This is a genomic window from Streptomyces verrucosisporus (assembly GCF_017114865.1).
GTDB lineage: Bacteria > Actinomycetota > Actinomycetes > Streptomycetales > Streptomycetaceae > Streptomyces > Streptomyces fenghuangensis.
Window position 1 is genome coordinate 61,340 of record NZ_JADEYH010000001.1, and the last position, 13,692, is coordinate 75,031.

Annotated in this window: 11 protein-coding genes; 9 read left to right on the plus strand and 2 right to left on the minus strand. The window is 71.0% G+C overall.

The features are described 5' to 3' along the window. Positions 1 to 102: 102 nt before the first annotated feature. Positions 103 to 2,835: a pyruvate dehydrogenase (acetyl-transferring), homodimeric type gene (gene aceE / locus IQ279_RS00310; protein WP_206346206.1), complete on the minus strand. Its 2,733-nt coding sequence runs from the start codon at positions 2,833 to 2,835 to the stop codon at positions 103 to 105. Between the two features lie 420 nt (positions 2,836 to 3,255). On the opposite strand from aceE, the gene IQ279_RS00315 reads away from it, so the two are divergent. The 6 genes from IQ279_RS00315 (at position 3,256) to IQ279_RS00340 (ending at position 7,867) form a co-directional block, all read left to right on the plus strand. Beyond that, a complete protein-coding gene (locus IQ279_RS00315; protein ID WP_093654740.1) occupies positions 3,256 to 3,696 on the plus strand; it encodes a DUF3052 domain-containing protein in 441 nt (146 codons plus the stop codon). A 143-nt stretch (positions 3,697 to 3,839) separates the two neighbouring features. Continuing rightward, positions 3,840 to 4,298, plus strand: a complete 459-nt coding sequence (locus IQ279_RS00320) for a peroxiredoxin (RefSeq protein ID WP_206346207.1) — start codon at positions 3,840 to 3,842, stop codon at positions 4,296 to 4,298. 143 nt (positions 4,299 to 4,441) lie between these two features. Continuing rightward, positions 4,442 to 5,017, plus strand: a complete 576-nt coding sequence (locus IQ279_RS00325) for a TerD family protein (protein ID WP_206346208.1) — start codon at positions 4,442 to 4,444, stop codon at positions 5,015 to 5,017. Between the two features lie 143 nt (positions 5,018 to 5,160). Continuing rightward, the gene (locus tag IQ279_RS00330) at positions 5,161 to 5,736 is read left to right on the plus strand and encodes a TerD family protein (protein WP_206346209.1); all 576 of its coding nucleotides are present in this window, start codon (positions 5,161 to 5,163) and stop codon (positions 5,734 to 5,736) included. Positions 5,737 to 5,809: 73 nt separating this feature from the next. Beyond that, entirely contained in the window at positions 5,810 to 6,961 is a 1,152-nt protein-coding gene (locus IQ279_RS00335) for a DUF475 domain-containing protein (protein WP_206346210.1), read from the plus strand. Between the two features lie 180 nt (positions 6,962 to 7,141). After that, the gene (locus IQ279_RS00340) at positions 7,142 to 7,867 is read left to right on the plus strand and encodes a TerD family protein (RefSeq protein WP_372445062.1); all 726 of its coding nucleotides are present in this window, start codon (positions 7,142 to 7,144) and stop codon (positions 7,865 to 7,867) included. 55 nt (positions 7,868 to 7,922) lie between these two features. Here IQ279_RS00340 and IQ279_RS00345 read toward each other — a convergent pair whose 3' ends face one another. Continuing rightward, positions 7,923 to 8,939: a TerD family protein gene (locus IQ279_RS00345; protein ID WP_206346212.1), complete on the minus strand. Its 1,017-nt coding sequence runs from the start codon at positions 8,937 to 8,939 to the stop codon at positions 7,923 to 7,925. 180 nt (positions 8,940 to 9,119) lie between these two features. Between IQ279_RS00345 and IQ279_RS00350 the strand changes: the two genes are divergently transcribed. Genes IQ279_RS00350 through IQ279_RS00360 form a run of 3 tightly spaced genes read left to right on the plus strand, consistent with a single transcriptional unit; the run spans position 9,120 to position 13,683 of the window. Beyond that, positions 9,120 to 10,292, plus strand: coding sequence for an HpcH/HpaI aldolase/citrate lyase family protein (locus IQ279_RS00350; protein WP_206346213.1), 1,173 nt, complete (start codon positions 9,120 to 9,122; stop codon positions 10,290 to 10,292). Beyond that, positions 10,289 to 12,832: a phosphoribosyltransferase gene (locus IQ279_RS00355; RefSeq protein ID WP_206346214.1), complete on the plus strand. Its 2,544-nt coding sequence runs from the start codon at positions 10,289 to 10,291 to the stop codon at positions 12,830 to 12,832. The genes IQ279_RS00350 and IQ279_RS00355 overlap by 4 nt, the downstream gene beginning before the upstream one ends. Continuing rightward, a complete protein-coding gene (locus tag IQ279_RS00360) occupies positions 12,829 to 13,683 on the plus strand; it encodes an HAD family hydrolase (protein ID WP_206346215.1) in 855 nt (284 codons plus the stop codon). The genes IQ279_RS00355 and IQ279_RS00360 overlap by 4 nt, the downstream gene beginning before the upstream one ends. The last annotated feature ends 9 nt before the right edge of the window (positions 13,684 to 13,692 follow it).

The following is a 13,692-nucleotide window of genomic DNA, read 5'->3' on the forward strand; positions in this document are numbered from 1 at the left end:
TGCGGCGGCGCGCGGTGCATGATGTGCCTCGGCCCCGGCTCGGAAGCCGGGGCCGGGACACATCAGCGGCACATCAGTGAATTCCGCGGCCGCGGGTGGGGATCAGGCGTCCCCGCCCGCCGGGCCCGGGTCGGCGGCGGCCACATCGAGCAGCCGGTACCGGTCGATGGCCTGCTTGAGTACCGAGCGGTCCACCTTCCCCTCCCCGGCCAGCTCGGTGAGCACGCCCAGGACGATCGACTCGGCGTCGATGTGGAAGAAGCGCCGGGCCGCGCCACGGGTGTCGGCGAAACCGAAACCGTCGGCGCCCAGCGACTGGTAGCGGTTCGGCACCCAGCGGGCGATCTGGTCGGGCACCGAGCGCATCCAGTCCGAGACGGCCACCACAGGGCCCTCGGTCCCCTGGAGCTTGCGGGTCACATATGGCACCCGCTGCTCCTCCTCCGGGTGCAGCAGGTTGTGCCGCTCCACCGAGACCGCCTCGCGGCGCAGCTCGTTCCACGAGGTCGCCGACCAGACGTCCGCCCGTACGTTCCAGTCCTCGGCGAGGATGCGCTGGGCCTCCACGGCCCAGGGCACCGCCACGCCGGAGGCGAGGATCTGCGCCGGGATCGCCCCGGCCTCGCCCTGCCGGTACCGGTACAGCCCCTTGACGATGCCCTCGGCGTCCACGCCCTCGGGCTCGGCGGGCTGCTTGATCGGCTCGTTGTAGACGGTCAGGTAGTAGAAGACGTCCTCGGCGTTCTCGCCGTACATCCGGCGCAGACCATCCCGCACGATGTGGGCGATCTCGAAGCCGAAGGCCGGGTCGTAGGCGACGCAGGCCGGGTTGGTCGAGGCCAGGAGCTGGGAGTGGCCGTCGGCGTGCTGCAGGCCCTCGCCGGTCAGCGTGGTGCGGCCGGCGGTGGCGCCGAGCACGAAGCCGCGCGCCAGCTGGTCGGCCATCTGCCAGAACTGGTCACCGGTGCGCTGGAACCCGAACATCGAGTAGAAGACGTAGACCGGGATCAGCGGCTCGCCGTGGGTGGCGTGGGCCGAGCCCGCCGCGATCAGCGAGGCCGTGCACCCGGCCTCGGAGATGCCGTCGTGCAGCATCTGGCCGTTGGGGGACTCCTTGTACGCCAGCAGCAGCTCGCGGTCCACCGACTCGTAGGTCTGGCCCAGCGGGTTGTAGATCTTGGCCGACGGGAAGAACGAGTCCATTCCGAAGGTGCGGTACTCGTCGGGGGCGATCAGCACGAACCGCTTGCCGATCTCCTTGTCCCGCATCAGGTCCTTCAGCAGCCGCACGAACGCCATCGTGCTGGCGACCTGCTGCTGGCCGGAGCCCTTCTTCACCGTGGCGTAGGTCTTGTCGCCCGGCAGTACCAGCGGCTTGGAGCGGTCCACGCGCCTGGGCGTGAAGCCGTCCAGCTCACGCCGCCGGTCGTGCATGTACTGGATCTCCTCCGAGTCCCGCCCCGGGTGGTAGTAGGGGGGCAGGCCGGACTCCAGCTCCTTGTCCGCGATCGGCAGGTGCAGCCGGTCGCGGAAGCGTTTGAGGTCCTCGACCGTCAGCTTCTTCATCTGGTGGGTGGCGTTGCGGCCCTCGAAGTTCGGGCCGAGCGTCCAGCCCTTGACCGTCTGCGCCAGGATCACCGTCGGCTGGCCCTTGTGCTCCCGGGCCGCCTTGTAGGCCGCGTACACCTTGCGGTGGTCGTGACCGCCGCGTCCCAGGTGCAGGATCTGCTCGTCGGTCATGTTCTCGACCATCTTCCGCAGCCGGTGGTCGCCGCCGAAGAAGTGCTCGCGGATGTACGCGCCGGTCTCGGTGGCGTACGTCTGGAACTGGCCGTCGGGAGTGGTGTTCAGCTTGTTGACCAGCACGCCGTCGCGGTCCTGCGCCAGCAGCGGGTCCCAGGAGCGGTCCCAGATGACCTTGATCACGTTCCAGCCGGCGCCGCGGAAGGCCGACTCCAGCTCCTGGATGATCTTGCCGTTGCCGCGTACCGGGCCGTCGAGCCGCTGGAGGTTGCAGTTGACCACGAAGGTCAGGTTGTCCAGCCCCTCGCGGGCGGCCAGGGAGAGCTGCCCCAGGGACTCGGGCTCGTCCATCTCGCCGTCGCCCAGGAAGGCCCACACATGGCAGTTGGAGGTGTCGCCGATCCCGCGCGCCTGCATGTAGCGGTTCATCCGGGCCTGGTAGATCGCCCCGATCGGTCCGAGCCCCATGGAGACGGTCGGAAATTCCCAGAAGTCCGGCATCGACCGCGGGTGCGGGTAGCTGGACAGACCGTCGGGCGCCTTCGACTTCTCCTGGCGGAATCCGTCGAGCTGCGCCTCGGTGAGCCGGTCCAGCATGAAGGCGCGGGCGTAGATGCCGGGGGAGGCGTGGCCCTGGAAGAAGATCTGGTCCCCGCCGTCACCGCCGTCCTTGCCGCGGAAGAAGTGGTTGAAGCCCACGTCGTACAGCGAGGCCGAGGAGGCGAAGGTGGCGATGTGGCCGCCCACCCCGATGCCCGGCCGCTGAGCGCGCGAGACCATCACGGCCGCGTTCCAGCGGGTCGCGTTGAGGATCTTGCGTTCGATCTCCTCGTTACCGGGGAAGAACGGCTCGTCCTTGGTCGCGATGGTGTTGACGTAGTCCGTGCTGCGCATCTCCGGCACGGCCACACGCTTCTCGCGGGCGCGCTCGATGAGGCGGAGCATCAGGTAGCGGGCACGTTCCCGGCCCCGCTCGTCGACGGCGGCGTCGAGCGAGTCGAGCCATTCCCGGGTCTCCTCGGGATCGAAGTCCGGGACCTGGCTGGGAAGGCCACCAATGATGATCGGGTTGCGATCGGATCCGGAAGCCACGCTGTTCCTTCGCTGTTCGGTCTTGCTCTGCTGGGATGTCGCGCCGTCTCCCATCGTGTACCGCTGGGGCGGATACGTCATCTCTACCGAGGGGTAACCCCACTCCGTGAGACGCCCGGGTGCCCGGGCCGGTGCGGCCGGGGCGTGAGTCGGCCGAACGGCAACCCTACGCCCAAGGTGGCCGCAGGCCGCGCACGGCCGTTCGATCCCAGTCTTATTCCCCACTCATTGGGGCAAAATAGGCGTACGGGTGTGCCGTGCGCCACAGCGGTTCAGGTGGTGTGCGGCGACACGTCAACGTTTGGGCGGGATCAGCGGCCGGGTACTTGCGCGATCGGTCCAGCCCGTGTGGACTACGCCCAATGCTCCGCGCGCCCGCGCGGGCACCACCTACTTTCGAAAGATGACAGGAGGCAATCCGTGAGCGCGACCGCGGACCACGCGGAGGAGCGGACCAACCCCGCCGCAAGGCTGGGTTTCCAGCCCGGGCAGGTGGTCCAGGAGCTCGGTTACGACGACGACGCCGAGCAGGCCCTCCGCGAGGGAATCGAGGCCATCACGGGCCAGGAACTCGTCGACGAGGACTACGACGACATGGCCGACGCCGTGGTGCTGTGGTTCCGCGAGGATGACGGCGACCTGACGGACGCGCTGGTGGACGCCATCACGTTGGTCGAGGACGGTGCCCCGGTCTGGCTGATGACGCCGAAGACCGGGCGGCCCGGGTACGTCGAGCCGAGCGAGATCGGCGAGGCGGCCCAGACCGCCGGCCTGGCCCAGACCAGCACCGTCAACGCCGGCAAGGACTGGACCGGCAACCGCCTGGTCACCCCGAAGACCGCCCGCACCGGCAAGCGGTGACCCACCACTGACCCCGGCCTCCTCGAAGACCGGGCCGAGCCCCCGGTACGGCACCCGCCGTACCGGGGGCTCGGCGCTTGTCGAGGGGCCGTACGGGCCCTGCGTAGGGTGGAGGCGTCACCTACACCGAAGGGAACCCGTCCATGGCGATCGAGGTGGGCATCAAGGCCCCGGAGTTCGAGCTGAGGAACCAGCACGGCGAGACCGTGCGGCTCGCGGACTTCAAGGGTGAGAAGAACGTCGTCCTGCTCTTCTACCCCTTCGCCTTCACCGGGGTGTGCACCGGCGAGCTGTGCGCCCTGCGCGACGAACTGCCCCGCTTCGTCAACGACGACGTCCAGCTCCTGGCCGTCTCGTGCGACTCCCCCTTCACGCTGCGCGTCTTCGCGGAGCAGGAGGGCCTCGACTACCCGCTGCTGTCGGACTTCTGGCCGCACGGCGACACCGCCCGCGAGTACGGCGTCTTCGACGAGGAGAAGGGGTGCGCGGTGCGCGGGACCTTCATCATCGACAAGGAGGGCGTGGTGCGCTGGGCGGTCGTCAACGCGCTGCCCGACGCACGTGATCTGAACGAGTACGCGAAGGCCCTCGAAAGCCTGTAGGGCCACGCGTCCGCAGCCTGTGGGGCCATGCGTCCGCAAGGCCGCGTAAGGGCCGGGAACCGATCAATGGGACCGGCTCGTTATCGAACGGCATCAACGCAACGGGGGCACATCGTGCTCCTTACGACCAAACGGGAGGACTCGTGGGAGTCAGCCTCAGCAAGGGCGGCAACGTCTCGCTGACCAAGGAAGCCCCCAACCTGACCGCCGTGATCGTCGGTCTCGGCTGGGACGCCCGCACCACCACGGGCACGGACTTCGACCTGGACGCCAGCGCGCTGCTGACGAGCGCCGAGGGGAAGGTCGTCTCCGACCGGCACTTCGTCTTCTTCAACAACCTCACCAGCCCCGACGGCTCCGTGGAGCACACCGGTGACAACCTCACCGGCGAGGGCGAGGGCGACGACGAGGTCATCAAGGTGAACCTCGCCGGAGTGCCCGCGGAGGTCACCAAGATCGTCTTCCCGGTGTCGATCTACGAGGCCGAGACCCGCCAGCAGAGCTTCGGCCAGGTCCGCAACGCATACATCCGCGTGGTGAACCAGGCCGACAACAAGGAGCTGGCGCGCTACGACCTGAGCGAGGACGCCTCCACCGAGACCGCCATGGTCTTCGGCGAGCTGTACCGCCACGGCGCGGAGTGGAAATTCCGGGCCATCGGCCAGGGTTATGCCTCCGGGCTGCGCGGCATCGCGCAGGACTTCGGGGTGAACGTCTGAGACCTGTCGGTCACCTCCTGCCGCCGGTCGGTTCCACCCGATCCCGGCAGTCTCCGGCGCCGCAGACTTCCGTGTCCGGGAGGTATGCGGCGCCGGATGTTCCGGGAACACTGGGCGCACCACAACGGGAGAGGAACAGCAACATGGGCGTCACGCTCGCCAAGGGGGGCAATGTCTCCCTCTCCAAGGCCGCACCGAACCTGACCCAGGTCCAGATCGGGTTGGGCTGGAAGGCCCGCTCCACCACGGGCGCGGACTTCGACCTGGACGCCAGCGCGCTGCTGTGTGCGGGCGGCCGGGTGCTCGGTGACGAGTACTTCGTCTTCTACAACAACCTCACCAGCCCCGAGGGATCGGTCGAGCACACGGGCGACGAGCTGGTCGGCGGCACGGGCGGCGACGACGAGACGATCCTGGTGGACCTCACCCGGGTGCCCCAGCAGGCCGACAAGGTGGTTTTCGCGGTGTCGATCCACGACGCCGAGGCCCGCGGGCAGAGCTTCGGCCAGGTCACCGACGCCTACATCCGCGTGGTGAACCAGGCCGACGGCAACGAGCTGGCGCGCTACGACCTCACCGAGGACGCCTCCTCCGAGACGGCGATGATCTTCGGGGAGCTCTACCGGTACGGGGGCGAGTGGAAGTTCCGGGCCGTCGGCCAGGGGTATGCGTCAGGGCTGCGGGGCATCGCCCTAGACTTCGGAGTAAACGTTTCGTAAAGCGGGCCGCGCGGCGGCTCCACACCGCCCACGGCGTGGGGGGATTCCCACCAGAGAGAAGATTGGGTAATCAGTGGTTCTAAGGACATTCGGCTGGTCCTTCGGCGTCACCGCCGCCGGACTCGTCGCCGCCTTCTTGTTCGGGGGGTGGGAGGCGTTCGCCCTGGTGGGGATCCTCTCCATCCTGGAGATCTCACTGTCCTTCGACAACGCCGTCGTCAACGCCGGCGTGTTGAAGAAGATGAACGAGTTCTGGCAGAAGATCTTCCTCACCATCGGCATCCTCATCGCCGTGTTCGGCATGCGCCTGGTGTTCCCCATCGTGATCGTCTCCATCTCGGCCCAGCTGGGGCCGATCGAGGCGGTCGACCTGGCGCTCAACGACCAGGAGCGCTACGAGCAGCTGGTCACCGACGCCCACCCGTCGATCGCGGCCTTCGGCGGCATGTTCCTGCTGATGATCTTCCTCAATTTCCTCTTCGACGAGGAGCGGGACATCCACTGGCTCAAGGTGATCGAGCGCCCGCTGGCCCGCTTCGGGCAGGTCGAGGGTCTCAGCGTTGTCGTCGCACTGATCGCCCTGCTGATCTCGGGGTCCGTTCTGGGCACCCACGCCGTGCTCTACGAGGGGCACGCGGACGAGTCCGCGGCGGTCTACCTCGCGGGCATCGCGGGTCTGCTCACCTATCTGATCGTCAACGGCCTCTCCAGCCACTTCGAGAACAAGATCGAAGAGGACGAGGAGCAGGAGCACGAGGCCGAGGAGGCCGCCCGGCGCGCCGGCAAGGAGCCCTCGGTCGTCCTGCTCGCGGGCAAGGCCGCGTTCTTCATGTTCCTCTACCTGGAGGTCCTGGACGCGTCCTTCTCCTTCGACGGTGTCATCGGCGCCTTCGCCATCACCAACGACCCGGTCGTCATCGCGATCGGCCTGGGCATCGGCGCGATGTACGTCCGGTCCATCACCGTCTACCTGGTCCGCCAGGGCACGCTGGACGAGTACCGCTACCTGGAGCACGGCGCCCACTACGCCATCGGCGCCCTGGGTGTCCTGCTGCTGGTCACCATCAGGTGGCACGTCAACGAGGTCATCACCGGCCTCATCGGCGTCGCGCTGATCGGCACCGCCTTCTGGACCTCGGTACGGCACAACCGCAAGGAAGCCCTGCGGAGCGGGGGCGAGGGCGACAGCCCGGCGCAGAAGCCGGAAGTCCCCTCGGGCGTGTGACGGCGGCCCGATTGCGGAACGCTCTGTGCGGGGGCGGCCACGAGACGTCTCGTGGCCGCCCCCGCGGCATGATGCCGCAGGCACGCAGACGGCATGGTCATGGCACGGTCATGGGATGGCCCGCTCGGGAGTTGGGGGTAGGAAGTCATGGTCTCCCTTTGGGAGAACTGGCGCAGCGGAATGCGCAGGGGCCCGAAGTTCGACACGGTCGGCGGCGCGTCGACGTACGCGGTGGAGCTGACCAAGCGGCACTCGGCGGTCTCACTCACCAGGCAGGGCGCCGACAGCGGCCACCTGCAGGTCAATCTCTCGTGGCGGATGCGCTCGTCCGACTTCGACGGGCGGCCGAGGCGCGGCGGCCTGCTGCGCAACCCGCTCCAGGCGTTCAAACCCGAACCGGTGCAGGGGCACACCCGGGGCGTGGTGACGGTCGACCTCGACCTGGCCTGCATGTACGAGCTGAAGGACGGCTCCAAGGGCGTCGTCCAGCCGCTCGGCGGACTGCTGGGGGAGATCAACGCGCCGCCGTACGTCAAGCTCAGCGGGGACGACCGGTTCGGCGGCTCCTCGGGCGAGACCATCTACGTCAACCTCGACCACAAGGACAAGATCAAGCGACTGCTGGTCTTCGTCTACATCTATGACGGCACCCCGGCGTTCGACCGCACCCAGGCGGTGGTCTCGCTGATCCCCAGCAACGGCCCGCGCATCGAGATCGGCCTCGACGAACGGGCCCCCGAGGCCCGCTCCTGTGCGGTGGTGCTGATCGAGAACGACGCCAAGGGCCAGTTGGTGGCCCGCCGCGAGGTGCGCTACGTCTACGGCTTCCAGTCGGAGCTCGACCGGCTCTACGGATGGGGCCTGCAGTGGGCACGCGGCTACAAGAACAAGGCGGACCGGGCGTGACCCGCGGTCGTCCGGTGCGGCTCCCCGCGCGGGGAACCGCACCGGACGACCGCGGCTAACGGCCCACGAACTGCGGCCCCTGGGGCGGCAGGGTGAAGGCCGGATCGGGTGCGCCGGGCCGGTGGGCCGGGGGCCGGGCCGGCGGCGGCACATGCGGGTAGCCGTACGCGGGCTGTGCCGGGGGGACCCCCGTGGCGGGCTGCGGGTAGCCGTAGGCGGGCCCCGGGGGCGGCCCGGCCGGGACCGGCGCCGTCGGGTGCGACGCGGCGGCGGGCTCGGGCTGGGGCTCCGGCCCCGGTTCCGGCCCCGGTTCGGGGGACGGCGGCCGCGGCTGCGGTTCCGGCTCGGGCAGCGGTTCCGGCCCGGGCGTGGGGCCGGGGACGGGGCGGGGCGGAGGAGGGTTCGGCCCGGGTGGCGGCTCGGGGTGCGGCTGCGGCTCGGGACGGGGCTCGGGCATCGGCTCCGGCTGGGGGAAGCCCGGCTCCGGGGGCGGCTGCGGGATCGTCTGCCCCGGCTCCCCGGGCGCGGCCGACCCGGCCTCCTCCACCGAGATGCCGAAGTCCGTCGCCAGCCCGACCAGCCCGGTGGCGTACCCCTGCCCCAGCGCTCGGAACTTCCAGCCGTCCCCGCGCCGGTACAGCTCACCGCAGATCAGCGCCGTCTCCGAGCCCGTCTCGGGACGGATCTCGAAGCGGGCGACCGTCTCACCGCCGTCGGCGTCCACCACCAGCAGCACCAGATCGCGCACATCGGCGAAGGTGCCGCCGTCCGCCGACGCGGAGAGCATCACCCGCTCCACGGACGACTCCAGACGGCCGAGGTCCACCTCGACCGAGTCCGTCAGCCCCTCCGGCTCGCGCCTCTTGGGCAGATACCGCACCAGCCCGGAAGGGTGCTGCGGCTGGTTGTAGAAGACGAAGTCCTCGTCGGAGCGCACACGCCCGTCCGCGCCCAGCAGCAGCGCGGAGGCGTCGACGTCGCGGACGCCCGTGCCCGGTGTCCAGCGCAGTACGGCGCGCACGGCCGTCGCGTGGAGCTGGATGTTCGACCCCTTCAGCATCGCGTGCGTCATAGCGCCATCCTGCCTGTCGCGGCCCGCCGGTACAACGCGGGTGCCTCGGCGCCCCGGGTTTATGCGTAAGTAATGCTATGTTCATGCGTTCGAGTAACTTTTGAGCCACGTACGTGCTTACGATGATCGGCCGGTTCTCGCTCATGAAGGACATGGGGCCGGTGATGGAACGGGGGTCCTGTGCGGCACTTCGGACACCTTTCGCCGCAGGTGCGGCGGGAACTGTTCCACAAGGAACCGGCCGAGTTCTCGGCGCGGTCCCCGGCTCGTCTGCTGTCGGTGGCCCTCGGCGCCACCCTCTACAGCCCCGCCACCCGCCCCCGGCTCGCCGACGACGTGCTCAAGCAGGCCCGCCGGGGCGTGGTCTCCATGGTGCTCTGCCTGGAGGACTCCATAGACGACGCCGAAGTGCCCGGCGCCGAGGAGAACCTGGTCCGGCAGTTCGCCGAGCTGGCCGCCTCCACCTCCGTCGCCGGCTCCACCGAGCCCCCGCTGCTGTTCGTCCGCGTCCGCGAGCCCGCGCAGATCACCTCCCTGGTCCGGCGTCTGGGCCCCGGCACCCGTCTGCTGTCCGGTTTCGTGCTGCCCAAGTTCACCGAGGAGCGCGGCCTGCCCTTCCTGGAGGCACTCACCGCGGCCGAGGCCGACTGCGGACGGCGGCTGTTCGCCATGCCCGTCCTGGAGTCCCCCGACCTCCTGCACCTCGAGACGCGGGTGGAGACGCTCACCGGGATAGCCCGCACCGTCGACAAGTACCGCGACCGGGTTCTGGCGCTCCGTCTGGGCGTCACCGACTTCTGCTCCGCATACGGACTGCGTCGCAGTCCCGACATGACCGCCTACGACGTGCAGATCGTCGCCTCGGTGATAGCCGACGTGGTCAACGTGCTCGGCCGGGCCGACGGCACCGGCTTCACCGTCACCGGACCCGTGTGGGAGTACTTCCGCCTCCAGGAGCGGATGTTCAAACCGCAGTTGCGCCAGAGCCCGTTCACCGGCCGCGCCGAGGAACTGCGCGCCGCGCTGATCGAGCACGACATGGACGGACTGCTGCGCGAGATCGGCCTGGACCGGGCCAACGGCCTGCAGGGCAAGACGTGCATCCACCCCTCCCACGTCGCACCCGTCCACGCCCTGTCGGTGGTCAGCCACGAGGAGTTCAGCGACGCCACCGACATACTGCGCCCCGAGCGCTGCGGCGGCGGAGTGCTGCGTTCCGCCTACACCAACAAGATGAACGAGGTGAAGCCGCACCGCGCCTGGGCCGAGCGCACCCTGCTGCGGGCCGAGGCCTTCGGTGTCGCGCACGAGGGCGTGGGGTTCGTCGAACTGCTGGCGGCTGGGAGCATATGAGTCATAACGAGGACGACCACGGCCACGGCGAGGGGTACGGCAGGGTGACGCAGGCGGCGGACGCGTACGGGCGTACGGGCGGACGGGAGGCCGGCAAGAACCCTGAGCAGGGGGCCGTCGGCCGGTGGTCCGGCGAGTGGGTCGCACAGCGGCTGGAGGTACGGCTGGAGGCCCCGCCCGGCGAGGAGGAGGGGCGCCTGCGCGAGCTGCTCGGCCTGGCCCTGCGGCGCAACCCCCGCCGGGCGCACCTGCTGGTCTCGCAGGTGCTCGGCAAGCACGTCCCGCAACTGCCCGGGACCGTCCACGGCACCGGACTGCGCCTGGGCGAACGCGTCCGCGAACTGCTGGGCGCGGACGCCGGCCGCGCGGTCGTCCTCGGCTACGCCGAGACCGCCACCGGCCTCGGCCACAGCGTCGCCGACGGCCTGGGCACCGCCCCCTACCTCCACTCCACACGCCGCGCCGTCCCCGGCGTGGAGCCGGTGGGCGGCTTCGAGGAGGAGCACTCCCACGCCACCTCCCATCTGCTGCTGCCACAGGACCCGGAGCTGCTGACCGGGAACGGCCCGCTGGTCCTGGTGGACGACGAGTTCTCCACCGGCACCACCGTCCTCAACACCATCACCGCACTGCACCGCGCCTTCCCGCGCGAGCGGTACGTGATCGTGGCCCTGACCGACCTGCGCGGGCCGGGGGACCGGGCCCGGCTGGAGAAGTTCGCCGCCGACCTCGGCGTCCGCATCGACGTGGTGGCCCTGGCCACCGGCACCGTACGCCTGCCCGGCGGCGTGCTGGAGCGCGGCGCCGCCCTGGTCGAGGCCCACGACGGCCCGCCGCCGCGGCCCGCGCCCGGATTCGACCCCGAGCAGGTGCGCCGCGTCGACCTGGGCTGGCCGACGGGCCTGCCCGACGGCGGGCGGCACGGCTTCACCCCCGCCCACCGGGCCCGGCTGGAGGCCGCGCTGCCGGCGATGGCCGGCCGGATCGCCGCCCACCTGCCCGAAGGGGCGCGCAGGGTGCTCGTCCTGGGGTGCGAGGAGCTGATGTACGCGCCGCTGCGGCTGGCCGACGCCCTCACCGGCGCCACCGGCGCCGAGGTCCGCTACTCCACCACCACCCGCTCACCCGTCCTGGCGGTCGACGAGCCCGGCTACGCCATCCGCACCCGCCTGGTCTTCCCCGCCCACGACGACCCCGCCGACGGCACCTCCGGCCGGCCGGGGGAGCGGTACGCCTACAACATCGCGGGCCAGGGCTTCGACGCCGTCGTCGCCGTCGTGGACTCCGCCGCCGACACCCCCGCCCTCCACGCCCCCGACGGCCTGCTGGCCCATCTCGCCGCCCACACCGGCCGGGTGCTGCTCGCGGTCGTCCCCTCCCACCGGCCGCTGCCCGCACCGCTGCGCGGCCCGCGCTTCTCCTCCTACGCCCCCGAGGACGTCGGCTGGCTGCTCCAGGACCTCTCCGACGTCACCCTGGAGGCGCCCACCGAGGAGCGCGAGGAGGCCATCCAGTCCGGCGGCGCGCACTACGCCGAGTCGCTGCCGGTGGAGTACCAGCCCAGCCGGGAGTACCAGCGGCTGTTCCACCAGGCGCTGGAGGCCTCCGCCGACCGGATCGCCCGCGCCGTCGGCGCGGTCACCGACACATTGCTCGCCGAACGGGGCGGCCTGGGCGGCCGTGAGAAGGGCATCGTGCTGGTATCCCTCGCGCGCGCCGGCACGCCCGTCGGGGTACTGATGCGCCGCTGGGCCCGGCACGCGCACGGCCTGGACATACCCCACTACGCCGTCTCCATCGTCCGCGGCCGCGGCATCGACACCACCGCCCTGCGCTGGCTCGCCGCCCACCACGACCCGGCCGACGTGGTCTTCGTCGACGGATGGACCGGCAAGGGCGCCATCACCCGCGAACTCGCCGACGCCCTGCGCCCCTTCCCCGGCTTCGACCCCGAACTCGCCGTTCTGGCCGATCCCGGCGGCTGCGTGCGCACCTACGGCACCCGCGAGGACTTCCTCATCCCCTCCGCCTGCCTCAACTCCACCGTCTCCGGCCTCGTCTCGCGCACCGTGCTCCGCGCCGACCTCGTCGGACCGGACGACTTCCACGGGGCCAAGCACTACCGCGAACTGGCCGCAGGGGACGTCTCCAACCTCTTCCTGGACACCGTCGCGAGCCGCTTCGACGCCGTGCGCGGCGACGTGGCCGCGGACGTGGCGGAACTGCTCGCCGCCGACCGCGCCCCCACCTGGGACGGCTGGAGGGCGGTGGAGCGCATCAGCGAGGAGTACGGCATCGGGGACGTCAACCTCGTCAAGCCCGGCGTCGGCGAGACCACCCGGGTGCTGCTGCGCCGCGTCCCCTGGCGCGTACTGGCCCGGCGCGGCGCGGGCGCCGACCTGGACCACATCCGGCTACTCGCCGAGCAGCGCGGCGTACCCGTCGAGGAGACCGACGACCTGCCCTACTCCTGTGTCGGCCTCATCCACCCCCGCTACACGCGCGGCGCCACCGGCGCCGACGGAAAGGCCGCCCGATGAGCCGCTCGGCGGCCGACACCGTACGCACGGCCCCGGAGCGCCGCACGGCCCTGGTCGCCAGCGACCTGGACCGCACCCTCATCTACTCCGCCGCCGCCCTCGGCCTGACCATGCCCGACGCCGAGGCCCCGCGCCTGCTGTGCGTGGAGGTCTACCAGTCCAAGCCCCTGTCGTACCTCACCGAGACCGCCGCCGCCCTGCTGACCGAACTCGCGGACCGGTCCGTCTTCGTCCCCACCACCACCCGCACCCGCGAGCAGTACGGGCGCATCCACCTGCCGGGCCCGCCCCCGCGCTACGCGATCTGCGCCAACGGCGGCCATCTGATGGTGGACGGCGAGTCCGACCCCGCCTGGCACGCCCGGGTGCGGCGCGCCCTGGACGCCGACTGCGCGCCGCTGGCGCAGGTGCGCGCCCGCATGGTGGAAGCCGCCGACCCCGGCTGGCTGCTCAAGGAGCGCGTCGCCGAGGAACTGTTCGCCTACCTCGTCGTCGACCGCGAGAGGCTGCCCGGCACCTGGGTCAAGGAACTGGCCGACTGGGCCGGCCCACGCGGCTGGACGGTCTCCCTCCAGGGCCGCAAGCTCTACGCCGTGCCGCGCCCGCTCACCAAGAGCGCCGCCGTCGCCGAGGTCGCCCGGCGCACCGGCGCCGAGCACGTCCTGGCCGCCGGCGACTCCCTCCTCGACGCCGACCTGCTGCTGGCCGCCGACACCGGCTGGCGGCCCGGCCACGGGGAGCTGGCCGACCTGGGCTGGACCGCCCCGCACGTCACCGCCCTGCCCGAACGCGGAGTCGCGGCCGGGGAGCGCGTACTGCGGGAATTCCTCGCACACACCGGGCGGGCCTGAGCGAGGATG

Coding starts and splice junctions, on each gene's coding strand:
- IQ279_RS00355 (WP_206346214.1), top strand. CDS start 10,289: ATGAGTCATAACGAGGACGACCACGGCCACGGCGAGGGGTACGGCAGG.
- IQ279_RS00340 (WP_372445062.1), top strand. CDS start 7,142: ATGCGCAGGGGCCCGAAGTTCGACACGGTCGGCGGCGCGTCGACGTAC.
- IQ279_RS00320 (WP_206346207.1), top strand. CDS start 3,840: ATGGCGATCGAGGTGGGCATCAAGGCCCCGGAGTTCGAGCTGAGGAAC.
- IQ279_RS00345 (WP_206346212.1), bottom strand. CDS start 8,939: ATGACGCACGCGATGCTGAAGGGGTCGAACATCCAGCTCCACGCGACG.
- IQ279_RS00330 (WP_206346209.1), top strand. CDS start 5,161: ATGGGCGTCACGCTCGCCAAGGGGGGCAATGTCTCCCTCTCCAAGGCC.
- IQ279_RS00360 (WP_206346215.1), top strand. CDS start 12,829: ATGAGCCGCTCGGCGGCCGACACCGTACGCACGGCCCCGGAGCGCCGC.